The organism is Streptomyces sp. P3 (assembly GCF_003032475.1).
Classification (GTDB): domain Bacteria; phylum Actinomycetota; class Actinomycetes; order Streptomycetales; family Streptomycetaceae; genus Streptomyces.
Genome location: NZ_CP028369.1, coordinates 2,722,374 through 2,741,794, shown reverse-complemented (window position 1 = coordinate 2,741,794; position 19,421 = coordinate 2,722,374). Strand labels below are relative to the sequence as shown.

Below are 19,421 nucleotides of genomic sequence, written 5' to 3'. Positions count from 1 at the left end.
GCTACGGGACCCCCCGACCACGAGGGGTTCCGATCATCGTACTGTGGGGATCCTGTAGGACCGTCCCTCAGTCGAGCACGGGCAGCAGTTCCGGCAGGTGCCCGTCCGACGCCGCGGCGGCCCGCTGCCGCTCCTCGGGCACCTCGCCGTACAGCGTCGTGCGCGGCTTCGCCGGACGGCCCGCCTCCTCGGCCACGGCGATCAGGTCCTTGACGGACTTGTACGAGCCGTAGGACGAGCCCGCCATCCGCGAGATCGTCTCCTCCATCAGCGTGCCGCCCAGGTCGTTCGCCCCCGAGCGCAGCATCTCCGCCGCGCCGTCCGTACCCAGCTTCACCCAGCTGGTCTGGATGTTGGGGATGTGCGGGTGCAGCAGCAGCCGGGCCATCGCCGTGACCGCCCGGTTGTCCCGCACGGTCGGGCCCGGACGGGAGATGCCCGCCAGGTACACCGGCGCGTTGGTGTGGATGAACGGCAGGGTGACGAACTCCGTGAACCCGCCGGTGCGTTGCTGGATCCCGGCCAGGGTGCGCAGGTGCCCGAGCCAGTGCCGGGGCTGGTCGACATGGCCGTACATCATCGTCGAGGACGACCGGATGCCGAGTTCGTGGGCGGTCGTGACGACCTCGATCCAGGTCGCCGCCGGCAGCTTGCCCTTGGTCAGGATCCAGCGGACCTCGTCGTCGAGGATCTCCGCCGCCGTTCCGGGGATCGAGTCGAGGCCCGCCTCCTTCGCCGCCGTCAGCCACTCGCGTACCGACAGACCGGTGCGGGTCGCGCCGTTGACCACCTCCATCGGCGAGAAGGCGTGCACATGCATGCCGGGGACACGGGCCTTGACCGCCTTCGCGATGTCGAAGTACGCCGTGCCGGGCAGATCCGGGTGGATGCCGCCCTGCATGCAGACCTCCACCGCGCCCAGCTCCCAGGCCTGCTCGGCGCGGTCGGCGACCTGGTCGAGGGAGAGCGTGTACGCGTCGGCGTCGGTGCGGCGCTGTGCGAAGGCGCAGAAACGGCAGCCGGTGTAGCAGACGTTGGTGAAGTTGATGTTCCGCGTGACGATGTAGGTGACGTCGTCGCCGACCGCCGAGCGGCGGACGTCGTCCGCTATGCGGCAGACGGCGTCCAGGGCCGGGCCGTCCGCGTGCAGCAGGGCGAGCGCCTCGCCGTCGGTGAGCTTCGTGGGGTCGTCGGCGGCCGTGCGCAGCGCCTGGCGCACATCGGTGTCGATGCGTTCGGGCGTCATGCCGGGGGCGGCGGCCTCGCGCAGCGCGCCCCAGTCGCCGTACACCTCGTCGAAGTCGTCGCGCCGGTCGGAGGTGCGGCCCTCGGTGTCGATCGAGGCGTGCAGATCCGTACGCCCGGACGCCACGAACGCCTCCTCCGGCTCCTGCCACGGACGCCCCTCGACGACGGCGTCCGGCAGGGCGAGCCCGGTCTCCGGGTCGGCCAGCGCGCGCACGTGCGGGAGCAGCCGCGGGTCCAGCCAGGGCTCGCCGCGCCGCACGAACTCCGGGTAGGCGCAGAGGCGTTCGCGCAGGGTGAAGCCGGCCGCCGCGGACTTCGCGGCCAGCTCCTCGATCTGCGGCCAGGGCCGCTCGGGGTTGACGTGGTCGATGGTGAGCGGGGAGACCCCGCCCCAGTCGTCGATGCCCGCGCCGATCAGCCGCTCGTACTCGCTGTCGACGAGGTTGGGCGGGGCCTGGAGGCAGGCGGACGGGCCCATGATGTGCCGGGCCACGGCCACGGTCGCGACCAGCTCGTCGAGTTCGGCGTCCGGCATGCCGCGCATCGCGGTGTCCGGCTTGGCGCGGAAGTTCTGGATGATCAGTTCCTGGATGCCGTGGTAGGCGCGGGAGACCTTGCGCAGCGCGAACAGCGACTCGGCCCGCTCCTCGTACGTCTCGCCGATGCCGATCAGGATCCCGGACGTGAAGGGGACGGAGGAACGGCCCGCGTCCTCCAGCACGCGCAGGCGGACCGCCGGTTCCTTGTCGGGTGAGCCGTGGTGCGGACCGCCGGGCTCGGACCACAGCCGGGTGGCGGTGGTCTCCAGCATCATGCCCATGGAGGGTGCGACGGGCTTGAGCCGCTGGAAGTCGGTCCAGGACATCACGCCCGGGTTGAGGTGCGGGAGCAGCCCCGTCTCCTCGAGGATGCGGACGGAGACGGCGCGCACATAGGCGATGGTGTCGTCGTAGCCGTGCGCGTCGAGCCATTCCCGGGCCTCGGGCCACCGCTCCTCCGGCTTGTCGCCGAGGGTGATGAGGGCTTCCTTGCAGCCGAGGGCCGCACCCTTGCGGGCGATGTCGAGCACCTCGTCGGGGGACATGAACATGCCGTGCCCGGCGCGGCGGAGCTTGCCCGGGACGGTGACGAACGTGCAGTAGTGGCACTTGTCCCGGCACAGCCGGGTCAGCGGGATGAAGACGCTCTTCGAGTACGTGATGACCCCGGGCCGGCCGGCCGCCGCCAGGCCGGCGTCCCGCACCCGGGCGGCCGACGCGGCGAGGTCCTGGAGGGCCTCGCCGCGCGCCTGGAGCAGGACGGCCGCCTCGCCGACGTCGAGGGCGACGCCGTCCCGGGCGCGTTTGAGGGCGCGACGCAGGGAGTTCTCGGTGGGGCCGGGGCTCGTGCCCGGGACGGGGCCGGGGCCGGTACCGGAGCTCTCGGGAGTCGTCATCCTTTGAGGATACGTTCGGGCTGATCACAGCCGACGGGACGCCCGGCCCGTCCCTCGCGCGAGGTCATCGCACGGCGCCGCTGGCGTCGGTGAGGTACGCGCCGTACCCGTCGAGGAGGCCGAGCACCTCCGCCTCACCGGCGGGCGGGAGCTGGACCACGACCTCGTCGATGCCGAGCTCGGCGTAGTGGGCGAGCTTGCCCGGGGACGGATGGACGGCGTACGGCACGACCTGGAGGGCGGACGGGTCGCGGCCGGCGTCCGCCCAGGCGGTCCGCAGGACGGGCAGCGACTCGGAGAGGCCGCGGCCGCCGATCGGCAGCCAGCCGTCGGCGTACTCGCAGATGTGCGAGAACAGCTTCGGCCCGGCGGCCCCGCCGACGAGCGTGCGGGGGCCGACGACCGGTCCGCGCGGCTTCTGCACGGGCTTGGGGTACGCGGAGCTGGCCCGCACGCTTGCGTACTCGCCCTCGTACGCCGTCGGCTCGTCCGCCCACAGTGCCTGCATCAGCCGCATCCGGTCCCGGACCAGTTCGCGCCGTGTCCGCCACTGCACCCCGTGGTCGGCGGCCTCCTCCACGTTCCAGCCGTAGCCGAGGCCCAGGGTGAACCGGCCGCCGGAGAGATGGTCGACGGTCGCGATCTGCTTGGCCAGGTCGATCGGGTCGTGCTGGGCGACGAGCGTGATGCCGGTGCCCAGGCCCAGCGTCTGTGTGACCGCCGCCGCCTGCCCGAGCGCGACGAACGGATCGAGGGTGCGGCCGTACTCGCGGGGCAGGTCGCCGCCGGCGGGGTAGGGGGTGGTGCGCTCGACGGGGATGTGCGTGTGCTCGGGCAGGTAGAGCCCGGCGAACCCGCGCTGCTCCAGCTCACGGGCGAGGCGGACGGGGGTGATCGTCTCGTCGGTGAGGAAGATCGTGACGGCGATGCGCATGGGCGGGCCTTTCGCTGCGTGCGGCTCTGTCGACGGCGTCGTCGCGGGGTGGCGACCCCCGGGCGTGCGGGTGCGATCCCCATCTGTACCGGGCGGCACGGCAACTGTCCATACCGACTGGTCGGCATTACCGCTGCGGACGTACGGAGCCGGTGCGCCCGAGGCCCGGGGAGCCTCGGGCGCACCGGCTCGGGCGTCAGCGCTTGGCCTTGGCCTTGGCCTTGACCTTGGCCTCGTACTGGCCGACCTCCAGGAAGTGGCGCAGTTCCTCCGGCGTGCCGTCGATGGCCTTCTCGGCCGCGGCGCGCAGGGCCTTGCTGATGGTCGGGTCGGCCAGGATGCGGGCGACGGCGACCCGGTCGTCCTCGGCCCGGGCGAGACGGAACCCGGTCTCCAGGAACGCGCGCAGCGCCTCCGGCGTACCGGCGTCCAGCGCCCTGTTGGCCTCCCGCACCACCGCCTTGCCGGAAGCCTTGTCGCCCAGGATGCGGGCGACGGCCACCCGGTCGTCCTCGGCCCGGGCGAGACGGAACCCGGTCTCCAGGAACGCGCGCAGCGCCTCCGGCGTACCGGCGTCCAGCGCCCTGTTGGCCTCCCGCACCACCGCCTTGCCGGAAGCCTTGTCGCCCAGGATGCGGGCGACGGCCACCCGGTCGTCCTCGGCCCGGGCGAGACGGAACCCGGTCTTCAGGAACGCGCGCAGCGCGTCCGCGGTGCCGGCGTCCAGGGCCCGGTTGGCCTCCCGGACCACCGCCTTGCCGGAGGCCTTGTCGCCGAGGATGCGCACGACCGCGACGCGGAGGTCGTCCAGCGACATCTCGTCCACGGGCGTGTCGGTCGTCGCCGCGGGGCTCGTCGCGGCCGCCGCCGACGCCGCCGTGGTCGTCGCCGTGCCGGTGGCGAACGCCGGGGTGGTGAAGAGCAGGGCCGGGGCCAGAGCGGTGGCCGTGACGAGCAGAGCGGCGCGATGCTGTCGCATGAGTGTGTTCCTCCGTTGTGTGGCGTTCGCTGCGAGGATCCTCGCCCCCGTGCGCCACGTGACGCACTGCCGGAAACCGGCAGTCCCCGTCGGCTTTCGATGCCGTGTTCACACATCATCGAACCGCCCGGAGGGAATCTCAACTCCCTTTGAACCCAACACGGTTGCCCGCGCCCCGCATCGGGCTCAGCCCGGCCAGACGATGGCCTGCACCTCGCTGTAGGCGTGCAGCGCGTACGAGCCGACGTCGCGGCCCACGCCGCTCTTCTTGAACCCGCCGAACGGTGCCTCCATGTTGCGGCCCACGGTGTTGACGCCGACGCCGCCCGACCGCAGCCGGCGGGCCACCCGGAAGGCACGGGCCACGTCCGCCGACCAGACGTAGTCGATGAGGCCGTAGTCGCTGTCGTTGGCGAGGGCGACGCCCTCCTCCTCGTCGTCGAACGGGACGACCGTCACCACGGGGCCGAAGATCTCCTCGCGCACCGCCCGCATGTCGTTCGTGCAGTCGGCGAGGACGGTCGGGGCGACGTAGAACCCGCGTTCCGGCGGCGGGCGTTCGCCGCCCGCGACGACCACCGCGCCCTCCTTGCGCCCCAGTTCGACGTACGACTCCACCCGGTCCCGGTGCGCGGCCGAGATCACCGGTCCGACCACCGTGTCCGCCGCCCTCGGATCACCGACCTTCAACCGGCCTGCGTACAGCGCCAGTTGTTCCACCAGCCGGTCGTACACCCCGCGCTGCGCCAGCACCCGCGTCGGGGCGGTGCAGATCTGGCCGCTGTAGAAGGAGAAGGTGGTACCGATGCCGGCCACCGCCGACGCGAGGTCCGCGTCGTCGAGGACGACCGCGGCGCCCTTCCCGCCCAGCTCCATCAGCTGACGCCGCATGTCCCGGCCGCACGCCTCGGCGATGCGCTGTCCGACGGCCGTCGAGCCGGTGAAGCTCACCATGTCGACGTCCGGCGAGGACACCGCCGTCTCGCCGACCGCGACCGCGCGCCCGGAGACGACGTTGACCACACCGCGCGGGACGCCCGCCTCCTCCAGCGCCTCCGCCATCCGGTAGACGGACAGGGGGTCCTGCGGGGCCGGCTTCACGACCACCGTGTTGCCCATCGCGAGGGCGGGCGCGACCTTCCCCGCCGGGTTCGCCCACGGGTTGTTGTACGAGGTGACGCAGGCGACGACGCCGACCGGCTGGCGCACGGCGAGCGCCCCCATCACGCCCGCCCTCCCCATCGGTCCGGCCTCGTTGATCTGCGGTGCGATCGGCCACTCGGCGGGCTCCACACGCGCGTACCGGCGGAACCGCGCCACGGCCACCCCGACCTGCATCGCGCGCGCCGTAGCAGTGGTGGCGCCGGTCTCCGCCTGCGCGAGTCCGGCGTACGGCAGCAGCCGGGCCCGGATGAGGTCGGCCGCCCGGGCCAGCACCGCCGCCCGCTCCTCCGGCGGGGTGCGCGACCACGGTCCGAGGGCCTCGCGGGCCGCCGCGCAGGCCTCGCGCACCTGATCCGGCGAAGCCTCAGGCGCCCGGCCGACGGTCCGCTCGGTCGCCGGGTCGAGGACCTCGTAGTGTCCGCCGTGGGGCTCGACCCAGTCCCCGCCGACGAACAGCCGCTGCGCTTCACCGACGACCGGTCCCTGCGCGTCGTTCACCTGGTGCTCACCGTCCTCGTGTCCCGCCCCGAGCGCAGCACACGTCCCGGCACGGCGCCCGTCACCACGTCGTCGCGGATGGCCGCCACGCCGTTCACCCACACCGCGCGCACCCCGAGGGCCTTGGAGTCCAGCCGCGGACTGTCACCCGGCAGGTCGTGCACCAAAGTGGCCTTGCCCGCGTCGATCCGCTCCGGGTCGAACAGGACGAGGTCGGCATGGAAGCCCTCCTGGATCCGGCCCCGCTCCCGCAGCCCGAACAGCCTCGCCGGGTCGTCCGTCAGCATCTTCACGGCCTGTTCCAGACCGGCCAGCTTCCGGCCGCGCAGACAGTCGCCGAGGAAGCGGGTGGTGTAGGGCGCCCCGCACATGCGGTCCAGGTGCGCGCCCGCGTCGGAACCGCCGAGCAGGACGTCCTCGTGGTTCCAGACCTCCGCCCGCAGGGCCCACGAGTCGCTGTCGTTGTCCGTCGGCATCGGCCACAGGACGGTGCGCAGCCCGTCGGCGGCGCAGATCTCGACCAGGCAGGCGAAGGGGTCCAGGCCGCGTTCTGCGGCGATGTCCCGTACCACCCGGCCGGTGAGTCCCGCGTTGGCCTCGCTGTAGGTGTCGCCGATGACGTACCGCCCGAAGTCGCTCAGCCGCCGGAAGACGCCCGCCTCCTTCGAGTCCGCCCGCCGCAGCATCTCCGCCCGCACGGCCGGGTCGCGCAGTTGCTCGATGCGCTGCGGGACCGGCAGGGCGAGGACCGGCCCCCACCCCGGGATCAGGTTCAGCGCGCAGAACGTGCCCAGCGACATGTTCATCGGCGTGAGGATCGGCATGGTGAGCGCCACCACCCTGCCGCCCGCCTTGCGCGCGCGTTCGCTCGCCATGAGCTGTCGGGGCACCCGTTCCGGCACGGCCGCGTCGACGGTGAGGACGTTCCAGTTCAGGGGGCGTCCGGCGGCTGCGCTCATCTCCGCGAACAGCTCGATCTCGGCGTCGCTGAACTGGTCGAGGCAGCCCGCGACGATCGCCTCGATCTGTGTTCCCTCGTGCTCGCCCACCGCCCGGGACAGCGCGAGCAGTTCCTCGGGCCGGGCGTGCCGGGAGGCCACGGGCCGCCCGTCCCCGTCGGAGTGGGTCGAGGACTGCGTGGTGGAGAATCCCCAGGCGCCGGCGTCCATGGCGTCGTGCAGCAGCCGGACGATCTCCGCCAGCTGCGCCTCGTCGGGCTGTCCGCCCACCGCGTCCGGGCCCATCACGTACCGCCGCAGCGCGCAGTGCCCCACCATGAAGCCGGCGTTGACGGCGATCCGTCCCTCCAGGGCGTCCAGGTACTCCCCGAAGCCGTTCCAGTTCCAGGGCGCGCCCTCCTCGAGGGCGACCAGCGACATGCCCTCCACCTTGGACATCATGCGGCGGGTGTAGTCGGCGTCCCCGGGGCGGGCCGGGTTGAGCGGCGCAAGGGTGAAGCCGCAGTTCCCGGCCGCGACCGTGGTCACCCCGTGGTTCAGGGACGGGGTGGCGTACGGGTCCCAGAACAGCTGGGCGTCGTAGTGGGTGTGCGGATCGACGAACCCGGGGGCGAGGACGAGGCCGGCCGCGTCCTCGGACGTCCGGGCCTCCTCGGCGACCTCACCGACGAAGGCGATCCGCCCGTCCCGGATGCCGACGTCGGCCGTGAAGGCGGGCGCACCGGTCCCGTCGACGACGGTCGCTCCCTTGATGACGTGATCGAGCATGAGAGCTCCTCCTCAACTCCGTTGCGGGCAGCACCGCTCAGGGGCGCGGGGAACTGCACGACCGGCCACGACGGGCTCGCGACCGCCGAACGGCCCGCACACCTACGGCGCGTACGCGCCCCGCCGGTCCGCCGACAGCGGCTACGCGCCCTGCCGGAACCGCGTGGTGCGGTGCACGGGATCCGTGTCGATCTTCGGGATGACGTGCTCCCCGATCAGCCGGATCGTCTGCAGCGTCTCCTCCCTGGGCACCCCCACCGGCAGCCCGAAGGACAGCTGGTCCGCGCCCGCCTGTTCCCACCGCTTGCACTGCCGCGTCACCTCGTCGGGATCGCCGCAGATCAGCAGCTCCTCCTCGATGAGCAGCTCGACGAACTCGGCGTTGTACTCCGGCAGGGTCTCCGGCCAGACCGGGAAGCCCTCGGGGCGCGGGAAGGTGTCGTGGTAGCGGAACACCAGCGAGGGCAGGTAGTGCAGTTCGCCCTCGACGGCGATCCGGATAGCCTCGTCGTGGGTGGGCGCGCAGATCGCCGTCGTCGTCACCATCACGTTGTCGTTGACGAAGTCCCCGATCGGCTCGGCGTTCACGACGGCCGTCTTGTACTGCTCCAGCACCCATTCCATGTCGGAGACCTTCTGGATGCTGAAGCCCAGCACGCCGAGGCCCTTGCGGGCGGCCATCGCGTACGAGGGCGGCGACCCCGCCGCGTACCACATCGCCGGGTGCGACTTCCCGTACGGCTTCGGCAGGATCTTGCGCGGCGGGAGCTGCCAGTGCTTGCCCTGGAAGCCCTCGTACTCGTCCTGGAGCCACATCTTGGGGAACTCGGCGATGGTCTCCTCCCAGATCTCCTTCGTGTGGTTCATGTCGGTGATGCCGGGGAGGAAGCCGAGGATCTCGTGCGAGCCGGCGCCGCGTCCGCTGCCGAACTCGAAGCGGTTCTCGCTGAGGTGGTCGAGCATGGCGACCTTCTCGGCGACCTTCACCGGGTGGTTGACCTGGGCCAGCGGGTTGAAGATGCCCGAGCCGAGGTGGATGCGGTCGGTCGCGTGGGCGAGGTAGCCGAGGAAGACGTCGTTGGCGGAGAGGTGCGAGTACTCCTCCAGGAAGTGGTGCTCGGACGCCCAGGCGTACTTGAACCCGGCCCTGTCCGCCTGGATGACGTACTCGGTCTCCTCCATCAGCGCCTTGTGCTCGGCGAGCGGATCGGTCTCGGCGCGCTTGCCCACGTATCCCTGTACAAAGAGCCCGAATTCCAAGGAGGTTCACCATCCCCGGTTCTGAAGTCCACGGATCTGATTCTGACGGTCCGTCAGATCAGCTGGCCCGACTGTCGCACCACCCGCGAGGAGGGTCAATAGCTGACGTACAGTCAGATGATGGTGACGCCGGCGAGCCATCCCCCGTCGATCACGAACGGCTGCCCGGTGATGTAGGAGGAGTCCTCCGAGGTGAGGAACAGCGCGAGGCGGGCCACCTCCTCCGGGCGGCCGATCCGGCCCAGCGGCACGAGCTTGCGGTACAGCCCGTCGATGGCCTTCGCGCTCTCCTCCTGATCCGCGTCCGGGTCCAGCAGCGAGGGGTTGGACATCGCGGTGTCGACCGCGCCCGGGCACACGGCGTTGACCCGGATGCCCCGCGGCGCGAGTTCCAGCGCGGCGACCCGGGTGAGCCCGAGGATCGCGTGCTTGGTGGCCGCGTACGCGCCCACCGCCGCCATCCCGGTCACCGCGGTGTACGAGGCCGTGTTGACGATCGTGCCCCCGTCGGACATCACCGGCGCGACCGTCTTGACGCCGAGGAAGCAGCCGACCTGGTTGACCTTCACGACCTGCATGAACTCGTCGAGGGGGGTGTCGGTGAGCGCGTTGAAGCGCAGGATTCCGGCGTTGTTGACCAGGCCGTCGATGTGCCCGTACGCCTGCTGCGCGGCACGCACGGCCGACCGCCAGGCCTCCTCGCTGCCGACGTCGAGCGGGACGTACAGGGCGTCGATCTCCTCGGCGAGCGCCCGGCCCTGTTCCTGAAGGACGTCGGCGACGACCACCCGCGCCCCCTCCTCGGCGAAGAGCCGCGCCTCCTGTTCGCCCTGGCCGCGTGCGGCTCCGGTGACGATGACGACGCGCCCGTCCAGCTTGCCCTTGCCCATGGCTGTCCTCCGTGACGTCGGGTTCACAGGTGCGGGGCGACCTCGGCCCCGAACGCGCTGATCTGGTCGATGAGTTCGGAGCGGCCGCGGCAGCGGAACCGGACCTGGATCTGGTCGACGCCCATCCGCGGGTAGGCGCTCAGCGACGCGGCGAGGGCCTGCGGGGGCCCGGTGAGGGTGCGGCGGCCGACGTTCCAGGACGGCGTGCCGACGTACAGGGGCTCGGTGATGGCGCCGACGGTGAACGGCTCCTCGACGCCGGCCTCGGCGCGCAGCCGCCGGATCCGCTCGATCTGTGCGGACAGCCGGTCCCGCGGGTCGCCCTGGGGCAGCCAGCCGTCGCCCCGGAGCGCGGCGCGGCGCACGGCGGCCGGGGAGGAGCCGCCCACCCACACGGGGACGCGGGCCTGCGCGGGGCGGGGCCGCTGCCCGAGCCCCTCGAAGTCGTACGCCTTCCCGTGGTGGGAGGGGAACTCGTCCGGCCCGAGGGCGACGCGCAGGGCGTCGATCGTCTCGTCCAGGACCGTGCCGCGCCGCTCGAAGTCGGCGCCCAGCGCCTCGAACTCCTCCCGCACGTGCCCCGCGCCGACCCCGAGGACCAGCCGGCCCCCGCTGAGGTGGTCGAGGGTCGCGTACTGCTTGGCCGTGACGAGGGGGTGGCGCAGGCCGACGACGGCGACGTGGCTGAGCAGGCGGACGCGCGTCGTCACGGCCGCGAGGTGGGCGAGGGTGGCCACGGGGTCGTACCAGACCGTGCTCATGGCCTCGGCCAGCCGGCGCGGGATCGCCACGTGGTCGCAGGCGGCGACGTAGGCGAAGCCGGCCCGGTCGGCGGCCCGGGCGATCTCGACGAGGTCGGCGGGCCCGGCGTCGGCCTCCCACGGTTCGGCGTACATCGTGGACTGGGACTGGACCGGGAGCTGGATGCCGTACGCGAGGCTCACCGGGGGCTCCACAGGCCGTCCTCGGTCAGCCCCAGCAGCTCGATCGCGTTGCCCCGCACGATCCGCTCCACCACGTCCGGGGGCAGGTGCCCCATCTGCGCCTCGCCGACCTCCCGCGACTTGGGCCAGGTGGAGTCGGAGTGCGGGTAGTCGGTCTCGTAGAGGACGTTGCCGACGCCGACGGAGTCGAGGTTGCGCAGCCCGAAGGCATCGTCGAAGAAGCAGCCGTAGACGTGGTCGGCGAAGAGCTCGGACGGCGGCCGGTGGACCTTGTCGGCGACCCCGCCCCAGCCGCGGTTCTCCTCCCACACCACGTCGGCGCGCTCCAGGATGTAGGGGATCCAGCCGATCTGGCCCTCCGCGTACATCACCTTCAGGTTCGGGAAGCGCTCGAACTTGCCGCTCATCAGCCAGTCGACCATCGAGAAGCAGCAGTTGGCGAAGGTGATGGTGGAGCCGACGGCGGGCGGGGCGTCCTCCGAGGTGGACGGCATACGGCTGCTGGAGCCGATGTGCATGGCGACGACCGTGCCGGTCTCGTCGCAGGCGGCGAGGAAGGGGTCCCAGTGGTCGGTGTGCACGGAGGGCAGGCCGAGGTGCGGGGGTATCTCGGAGAAGGCGACCGCGCGCACCCCGCGGGCGGCGTTGCGCCGGACCTCCGCGGCCGCCAGCTCGGCGTCCCACAGCGGGACCAGGGTGAGCGGGATCAGCCGCCCCGCCGCCTGCGGGCCGCACCACTCCTCCACCGTCCAGTCGTTGTAGGCGCGCACGCACAGCAGGCCCAGCTCACGGTCGGCGGCCTCGGTGAAGGTCTGGCCGCAAAAGCGCGGGAAGGTGGGGAAGCACAGGGCGGACTGGACGTGGTTGACGTCCATGTCGGCGAGCCGGGAGGGGACGTCGTACGAGCCCGGGCGCATCTGCTCGTAGGTGATGACCTCCAGCTTGATCTCGTCCCGGCTGAATCCGACGGCGGTGTCGAGGCGGGTGAGCGGGCGGTGCAGGTCCTCGTAGACCCACCAGTCGCCGATCGGCCCGTCGTCGCCGGGATCGCCCATGACGGGCTTGAAGCGGCCGCCGAGGAAGGTCATCTCCTTCAGCGGGGCACGGACGACACGGGGTCCGGTGTCCAGGTACTTCTTCGGCAGGCGGTCCTGCCAGACGGTGCTCGGCTCCACGGTGTGGTCGTCGACGGAGATGATCCGAGGGAGCGGCGCGGCGACGGGTGAGGCGGCGACGGGCGTGGTGGCAGGCGACGCGGCGGGTGAGGAGTCCATGGAAGGCACGGTAGCGCCGATCTGACGGTGCGTCAGCTAGCGTGCGGGCACCGCCGTCGGCCGGCCGTGGCCGGATGTGTGCCCCCACGACTGTGCGAGGTCCGTGAACTCCCGTGCAGCACTCTGTGATCGGCGTCACGCGCGACTGACGCTTCCGGCATGGACAGGGCAAACTGGACCTCGGTACTTCGGATGCCTAAGGGGAGCCCTTGATGGACGACCGCGCAGAGCACGGCGGCCCGCGTGTGCCGCAGCAGAGGCGCTCCGGCGCGGCCGAGGAGCCGGCCGCGCTGCGCTTCGATGTGCTCGGCCCGGTGCGCGCCCGGCGCGGCGAGGAACAGCTGGCCACCGGCGGTCCCCAGCAACGCGCGCTGCTGGCCGCCCTGTTGCTGCGCGAGGGCCGTACCGCGACGGCCGGCGAGCTGATCGACGCGCTGTGGGGCGAGGATCCGCCCTCGCAGGCGCTGGCCGCGGTGCGGACGTACGCCTCACGGCTGCGCAAGACGCTGGACCCGGGCACCCTGGTGAGCGAGTCGGGCGGCTACGCCGTGCGCGGGCTGGGCGAGGGTGCCCTGGACCTGGCGGTGGCACAGGAGTTCGCGGCGGAGGCCGACAAGGCGAGGGCGGCCGGGGACCTGTGCCGGGCCCGCGAGACCCTGAACCGGGCGCTCGGCCTCTGGGACGGCGAGACGCTGGCCGGCGTCCCCGGGCCCTACGCGGAGGCGCAGCGCGTGCGTCTGGAGGAGTGGCGGCTGGGGCTGCTGGAATCCCGCCTGGACATGGACCTGGAGCAGGGCTGCCACACCGAGGCCGTGTCGGAGCTGACCGCGCTGACGGCCGCCTACCCGCTGCGCGAGCGGCTGCGCGAACTGCTGATGCTGGCGCTGTACCGCAGCGGCCGGCAGGCGGAGGCGCTGGCGGTCTACGCGGACACCCGGCGGCTGCTGGCGGAGGAGCTGGGCGTGGACCCGCGGGCGGGACTGCGGGAGTTGCAGCGCCGCATCCTCCAGGCCGATCCGGAGCTGGCGGAGCCGACGGCGGCCGCGGCGGAACCGGCGGTGGTGCGGGTGCGCCCCGCGCAACTCCCGGCGAACGTGCCGGACTTCACCGGCCGGGCGGCCTTCGTGGCGGAACTGAGCGAGGTGCTGGCGGAGGCCGGCGGCGGCGGCGCCGGCGGGGTGATGGCCGTGTCGGCGCTGGCGGGCATCGGCGGCGTGGGCAAGACGACCCTCGCGGTGCACGTGGCGCACCGGGCCCGCCCGGTCTTCCCCGACGGTCAGCTGTACGTCGACCTGCAGGGCGCCGGGGCGCGGGCGGCGGAGCCGGAGACCGTCCTCGGCGCCTTCCTGCGCGCCCTCGGCACCGCGGAGTCGGCGATCCCGGACTCGCTGGAGGAACGGGCGGCGCTGTACCGCTCGCTCCTGGACGGGCGCCGGATCCTGGTGCTGCTGGACAACGCGCGGGACGCCGCCCAGGTGCGTCCCCTGCTGCCGGGCACGGAGGGCTGCGCGGCGCTGGTCACCTCACGAGTGCGGATGGTGGACCTGGCCGGGGCCCACCTGGTCGACCTGGACGTGATGTCCCCGGACGAGGCGCTGACCCTGTTCACCCGGATCGTGGGCGAGGAGCGGGTGGCGTCGGAGCGGGAGGCCGCCCTGGACGTGGTCGCGGCCTGCGGCTTCCTCCCGCTGGCCATCCGCATCGCGGCGTCCCGGCTGGCGTCCCGCCGCACCTGGACCGTCTCGGTGCTCGCCGCCAAACTGGCCGACGAGCGGCGGCGGCTGGACGAGCTCCAGGCGGGCGACCTCGCGGTGAAGGCGACGTTCGAGCTGGGCTACGGGGCGCTGGAGCCGGCCCAGGCCCGCGCGTTCCGCCTGCTGGGCCTCGCGGACGGTCCGGACATCTCCCTGCGGGCCGCCGCGGCGGTCCTGGACCTGCCGCCGGAGGAGGCCGAGGACCTGCTGGAGTCCCTGGTGGACACCTCCCTGCTGGAGTCCGCGGCGCCCGGCCGCTACCGGTACCACGATCTGGTCCGGCTGTACGCCCGGGCGTGCGCGGAACGCGACGAGCAGGAGGCCGGCGTGGGGGCACCTCCCACGCCCTTCGGGCAGGGGGGAAGGGAGGTGGCGATGACGCGGCTGCTCGACTTCTATCTGGCGACCGCGACGGGCGTCTACGCGATCGAGCGGCCCGGGGAGCGGGTGCTGGACCACCTGAGCCGCGGCGACTACCCGGGGCTGGCCTTCCGCGACCGGGGCCAGGCGCTGGACTGGCTGTTCACCGAGGCGAGCGGACTGCTCGCGGCGGTGCAGCAGGCCGGGACGGCCGGCATGCTGCGGCGAGCCGCCGATCTGCTGCTCGCGGCCGTCGACCTCGGGGAGTCGGGGATCAGCTCACGCCAGTACGTGCTGGCCGCCACCGCGGTGGTCGCGGCCGCCCAGCAGAACCGGGACCCCTACGCGGAGGGCCGTGCGCGCCTGATGCACAGTCACATTCTGGGTGTGTCAGGTCAGTTCGCGGAGTCGGACCGCGAGGCGGGCGCGGCACTGACGCTGGGCCTCGCCGCCCAGGACCCCGTGGTCTGCGCCCAGGCGCCCAACCAGCAGGGCATCATCGCCCTCTACAACGGGCGGCACGACGAGGCCGAGCAGCACCTCACGAAGGCGCTGGCCGCCTTCCGCGCAGACCGGAACACCCCGGGCGAGGCCAGCGCCCTGTGCAACCTGTCCCGGGTCCACCTGGCGACCGGCCGCACCGAGAGCGCCGTGTCCCTGGCCCGGCAGGGCGTCACCATCTACGAGCGCGACGACACCGGCATGGCGTTGCGCCTGGCCAACGGAAAGTACGCGCTGGGGCTGGCCCTGACCAGCTCCGGCGAGATCGGGCCGGCGCTTCGGGCGCTCACCGACGCGCTCGGCATGTTCCAGGACGCCCGGCAGCAGCTGTGGCACGGCATGACCCTGTTCCGGCTCGCCGAGCTGCATCTCGCCGACCACGGCCCGGCCCGCGCCGCGGCCTGCGCCGAACAGGCCCTCGCCGTCCTGCACGGCATCGGCGGGGACTGGCGGCGCGCCAACGTGCTGACGGCTCTCGGCCGCGGCCTGCACGGCGTCGGCCAGCTCGACCGGGCGAGGGTGTGCTGGCAGGAGGCCCTGTCGGTGTTCGAGACGTTGGGCTCCCCGGAGGCGGCGGACGTCCGCGCGCTGCTGGCCTCGGCGCCGGTGGGATGAGCGGCGGGGCGCTGGACGCCCGCACGGCCGGGCGGGGTCCGACCGGGTGGGGACCGTCCCACTCGGACGTGCGGCCGGCGGCCCGGCGCGGTACACGGCCGGCGGTCCCGAGGGGTGTCCGTCCGGCGGTCCCGAGGGGTGTCCGTCCGGCGGTCCCGAGGGGTGTCCGTCCGGCGGTCCCGAAACGCGTTCATCGTTTGTTTATCGCCATCCGGCAGTGTCAGTTGAGCCGGACCGTCGTGTCGGGGGGCAGACGGCTCGGTACGACGGCCGCGCCGGTGGGCGGGGGTCCTGTGCATCAGGCCACGGGACACCCCCTAGGGTGAACGGCCTTGCGAGACCCGCCCGGCAATTCACGGGGGAACTGCCGGGCGGGTCCCGCCCACTCCGTTCCATCCCGCTTCACGTTCCTAGGAGTCACCTCATGGCCGACAACACCGGCACCGTCAAGCCCGCCGACTTCCACGCGACGAGCGAGAAGGCCGAGGCCCCGGCGGTCGTCGCCGACTCGAAGCCGGCGCAGGCCGCGGGCGAGGAGATCACCACCAAGGACTTCCACGCCACGACCGAGCCGCTGAACAAGCCGGCCGACTTCCACGCGACCGACGAGACGGCCTGACACAGAGCCACATCGCACGGGGATCGGCCGCGGCGGCGCGGAGGGGGAGCCGTCGCGGCCGAGGCGTGTCCGGAGCCGGTCGGGCCGCGGCCGGTCACGCCACCGTGTAATGCGTGTCCCCGAAGTCCGCGACGATCCTGAGTTCGCCGCCCAGGGCCCGCACGTAGGAGCGCAGGGTGGCGACCTCCGTGCGATCGATCTCCCCGTGCTCGATCGCCGAGATCCGGGGGGCGGACACCCCCATGGAGTCGGCGATGTCACGCTGGGTGAGATCCTGCTCCCGGCGGAGCTCGGCGAGCCACGTAATGCAAGCATTAAGTTCGCCGTGCGGGTTGCAGACCCGTTCACTCCACCGGGGGACGTCGGCGCCGCCCCCGCAGCTCGCCCTTCAGCACCTTGCCGCTGGCGTTGCGCGGGAGCGCGCTCACGAACTCCACCGTCCGCGGCACCTTGTAGTTCGCCATCTCGCGCCGGGACCAGGCGATCAGGTCGTCGGACGTGGACACCGCGCCCGGCCGCCGCACCACGTACGCCCTGCCCACCTCTCCCAGCCGGGGGTCGGGCACGCCGATCACGGCGACGTCGGCCACGTCCGGGTGCAGGCCGAGGAGTCGCTCGATCTCCGCCGGGTAGGCGTTGAAGCCGCCGACGATGAACATGTCCTTGATCCGGTCGGTGATACGCAGGTTGCCCGCCGCGTCCAGGACGCCCACGTCGCCCGTGCGCAGCCAGCCGTCGGGGGTCAGCGCCCGAGCCGTCGCCGCCGGGTCCTCGTAGTAGCCGCGCATGACGTGGAAGCCCCGGACCAGCACCTCGCCGGGCTCCCCAGGCGCCGCGTCCACCCGTACCTCGGTGCCCGGGATCGCGCGGCCCGAGGTGGCGGCGACGACGGTGGGGTCGTCGCTGCGGCGGCACATCGTGACGACGCCGCTCGCCTCCGAGAGGCCGTACGCGGTGAGGACCGTCTCCACGCCCAGTTCGCCCCGCAGCCGTTCGACCAGCCGCAGCGGCACCACCGCCGCACCCGTCACCACCAGCCGCAGCGCCGAGAGGTCGTGCCTGTCCCGGGACGCGTGGTCCAGGAGCGACTGGTGCAGTGTCGGTGGACCGGGCAGCACCGACACCCGTTCCGCGGCGACGTTCGCCAGCACCGTCTCCACGTCGAACACCGGCTGCGGGATCATCGTGGCCCCCCGCATCAGGCAGGCGATCACGCCGGCCTTGTAGCCGAAGGTGTGGAAGAAGGGGTTCACGATCAGGTAGCGGTCGCCGTGCCGCAGCCCGGCCAGGTCGGTCCAGATCCCGTACGCCCGCAGGGTCTGCGCGTGCGTGATCATCGCGCCCTTGGGGCGGCCCGTCGTGCCCGAGGTGAAGACGATGTCCGACGGATCCTCCCCGCGCACCGCGTCCGCCCGCGCCCGCACCCGCGCCCGCCCGACCCCGTCCCCGCTCGCCAGGAAGTCCTTCCAGGCCCGGAAGTCGGCCGGGGCATCGTCGGAGAGGACGACGACCTGTTCCAGGGCGGGCAGCCCGGGCAGCGGCCCCGGGCCGGCACGCTCCCCCTCGCCCGCCGCCCGCCGCAGCGACGCCACGTACGACGTGCCGAGGAAGGCGCCCGTCACGAACAGCAGCCGGGCCCCGCTCCGGCGCAGCACGTCCACCGCCTCGACGCCCTTGAAGCGGGTGTTGACCGGGACCAGCACGGCCCCCGCCGACACCGCGCCCAGCGCCGCGACGATCCAGTCCAGCGAGTTGGGGGCCCAGACGCCGACCCGGTCGCCCGCCCCGACCCCGTTGGCCAGGCAGGCCGCCGCCGCACGCTCGACCCGGGCGCCGAGTTCCGCGTAACCGATCCTGGTGCGGCCGTCCACCACCGCCTCGGCGTCGGCGTACCGCTCGGCCGCCGCGCGCACCAGGCCCGGAATGCTGCCCCACTCCACGTCCGCGCGCATCACGTCCGCGTCTTCGCGCATCACGGCCTCCCGCCCATTAGCTGACTACCCGTCAGATTAGCTGTAGCCTGACGGACTGTCAGCCGCCATTTCGCATCGCGGAGGTGCGTGCAGCGTGACCCTCAAGGACGCCACCGCCATCGTCGGCATCGGCCAGACCGCGTTCGCCAAGCACCTCCCGGAGTCGGAGCGGGCCCTCGCCTGCCGGGCCGTCCTCGCCGCCCTCGACGACGCCGGGATCGACCCCGGCGAGGTCGACGCCCTCGCCTCCTACACCATGGAGGAGACCGACGAGGTCGAGCTGGCGAAGGCCGTCGGCTTCGGGGACCTGACCTACTTCGGCAAGGTCGGCTTCGGCGGCGGCGGGTCCTGCGCCACCGTCGCGCACCTCGCCGGCGCCATCGCCGCCGGGCAGGCCACCGTGGGCGTCGCCTGGCGCTCGCGCAAGCGGGGCAGCGGGCCGCGCCCGTGGACCAACACGTCCGTCCAACTGCCCACCCCGGCCCAGTGGACACGCCCCTACGGCCTGTTGCGGCCCGCCGACGAGATAGCCATGCTGGCCCGCCGCTACCTGCACGAGTACGGCGCCACCCGCGACCACCTCTTCAACGTCGCGCTCGCCTGCCGCAACCGGGCCAACCGGAACCCGGCCGCGATCATGTACGACCGGCCGCTCACCCGCGAGATGTACATGACCGCCCGGTGGATCAGCGAACCGCTCTGCCTCTACGACAACTGCCTGGAGACCGACGGCGCGCTGGCCTGCGTGATCGTCGGCCGGGAGCGGGCGCGGGACTGCCGCCGCGCCCCGGTCTACGTCCACTCCGCGGCCCAGGGCCTGCCCGCCCAGCATCACGGCATGGTCAACTACTGGAACGACGACCCGCTCACCGGGCCCGCCTGGGCGGCCGCCCGACACCTGTGGAAACACGCCGACTTCACCCCTGACGACGTCGACGTCGCCCAGATCTACGACGCGTTCACCCCCCTGGTCCCGCTCTCCCTGGAGGGCTACGGGTTCTGCGGCCGGGGCGAGGGCGGCGCGTTCACCGAGGGCGGCGCCCTGGAGACCGGCGGACGGCTGCCCCTGAACACCGGCGGCGGCGGGCTGAGCGAGGCCTACGTGCACGGCTTCAACCTCATCAACGAGGGCGTCAAACAGCTGCGCGGCACCAGCACCTCCCAGGTCCCCGGCGCCGCCACCTGCCTCGTCACCGCCGGCGAAGGCGTCCCGACGTCCGCCCTGCTGCTCCGCAACTGACCGCGC

14 protein-coding genes are annotated in these 19,421 nt (G+C 72.9%); 3 read left to right on the top strand and 11 right to left on the bottom strand.

Annotated features, from left to right (window positions below):
* Positions 1-67: 67 nt before the first annotated feature.
* The 9 genes from C6376_RS12365 to C6376_RS12325 all read right to left on the bottom strand — a co-directional run bounded on the left by C6376_RS12365 (position 68) and on the right by C6376_RS12325 (position 12,353).
* On the bottom strand, positions 68-2,683 hold the full coding sequence (locus C6376_RS12365) for a bifunctional FO biosynthesis protein CofGH (RefSeq protein WP_107443460.1): 2,616 nt from the start codon (positions 2,681-2,683) through the stop codon (positions 68-70).
* A gap of 64 nt (positions 2,684-2,747) precedes the next feature.
* The gene (locus tag C6376_RS12360; RefSeq protein ID WP_107443459.1) at positions 2,748-3,617 is read right to left on the bottom strand and encodes an LLM class F420-dependent oxidoreductase; all 870 of its coding nucleotides are present in this window, start codon (positions 3,615-3,617) and stop codon (positions 2,748-2,750) included.
* A 196-nt stretch (positions 3,618-3,813) separates the two neighbouring features.
* The gene (locus tag C6376_RS12355; RefSeq protein ID WP_107443458.1) at positions 3,814-4,596 is read right to left on the bottom strand and encodes an ALF repeat-containing protein; all 783 of its coding nucleotides are present in this window, start codon (positions 4,594-4,596) and stop codon (positions 3,814-3,816) included.
* Positions 4,597-4,782: 186 nt separating this feature from the next.
* The gene (locus C6376_RS12350) at positions 4,783-6,258 is read right to left on the bottom strand and encodes an aldehyde dehydrogenase family protein (protein WP_254075919.1); all 1,476 of its coding nucleotides are present in this window, start codon (positions 6,256-6,258) and stop codon (positions 4,783-4,785) included.
* Positions 6,255-7,985: an amidohydrolase family protein gene (locus C6376_RS12345; protein ID WP_107443457.1), complete on the bottom strand. Its 1,731-nt coding sequence runs from the start codon at positions 7,983-7,985 to the stop codon at positions 6,255-6,257. Before C6376_RS12345 ends, C6376_RS12350 begins: the two co-directional genes overlap by 4 nt.
* Positions 7,986-8,126: 141 nt before the next feature.
* Complete coding sequence (locus tag C6376_RS12340; RefSeq protein ID WP_107443456.1) at positions 8,127-9,245, bottom strand: LLM class flavin-dependent oxidoreductase; 1,119 nt, start codon at positions 9,243-9,245, stop codon at positions 8,127-8,129.
* A 113-nt stretch (positions 9,246-9,358) separates the two neighbouring features.
* The gene (locus tag C6376_RS12335; RefSeq protein ID WP_107443455.1) at positions 9,359-10,135 is read right to left on the bottom strand and encodes an SDR family NAD(P)-dependent oxidoreductase; all 777 of its coding nucleotides are present in this window, start codon (positions 10,133-10,135) and stop codon (positions 9,359-9,361) included.
* Between the two features lie 23 nt (positions 10,136-10,158).
* The gene (locus C6376_RS12330) at positions 10,159-11,079 is read right to left on the bottom strand and encodes an LLM class F420-dependent oxidoreductase (RefSeq protein ID WP_367881042.1); all 921 of its coding nucleotides are present in this window, start codon (positions 11,077-11,079) and stop codon (positions 10,159-10,161) included.
* Positions 11,076-12,353, bottom strand: a complete 1,278-nt coding sequence (locus tag C6376_RS12325) for an amidohydrolase family protein (protein ID WP_254075918.1) — start codon at positions 12,351-12,353, stop codon at positions 11,076-11,078. The genes C6376_RS12330 and C6376_RS12325 overlap by 4 nt, the downstream gene beginning before the upstream one ends.
* A gap of 212 nt (positions 12,354-12,565) precedes the next feature.
* On the opposite strand from C6376_RS12325, the gene C6376_RS12320 reads away from it, so the two are divergent.
* The gene (locus C6376_RS12320) at positions 12,566-15,583 is read left to right on the top strand and encodes a BTAD domain-containing putative transcriptional regulator (RefSeq protein ID WP_107443454.1); all 3,018 of its coding nucleotides are present in this window, start codon (positions 12,566-12,568) and stop codon (positions 15,581-15,583) included.
* A gap of 424 nt (positions 15,584-16,007) precedes the next feature.
* Positions 16,008-16,202: a hypothetical protein gene (locus C6376_RS12315; RefSeq protein WP_107443453.1), complete on the top strand. Its 195-nt coding sequence runs from the start codon at positions 16,008-16,010 to the stop codon at positions 16,200-16,202.
* A 94-nt stretch (positions 16,203-16,296) separates the two neighbouring features.
* On the opposite strand, the gene C6376_RS12310 is transcribed toward C6376_RS12315, so the two are convergent.
* Positions 16,297-16,509 carry an XRE family transcriptional regulator gene (locus tag C6376_RS12310; RefSeq protein WP_107443452.1) on the bottom strand — a complete coding sequence of 71 codons (213 nt, stop codon included), beginning with the start codon at positions 16,507-16,509 and terminating at the stop codon, positions 16,297-16,299.
* Positions 16,510-16,546: 37 nt separating this feature from the next.
* Positions 16,547-18,154, bottom strand: a complete 1,608-nt coding sequence (locus tag C6376_RS12305) for a FadD3 family acyl-CoA ligase (protein ID WP_107448926.1) — start codon at positions 18,152-18,154, stop codon at positions 16,547-16,549.
* 115 nt (positions 18,155-18,269) lie between these two features.
* On the opposite strand from C6376_RS12305, the gene C6376_RS12300 reads away from it, so the two are divergent.
* Complete coding sequence (locus C6376_RS12300) at positions 18,270-19,415, top strand: lipid-transfer protein (RefSeq protein ID WP_107443451.1); 1,146 nt, start codon at positions 18,270-18,272, stop codon at positions 19,413-19,415.
* Positions 19,416-19,421 lie beyond the last annotated feature (6 nt).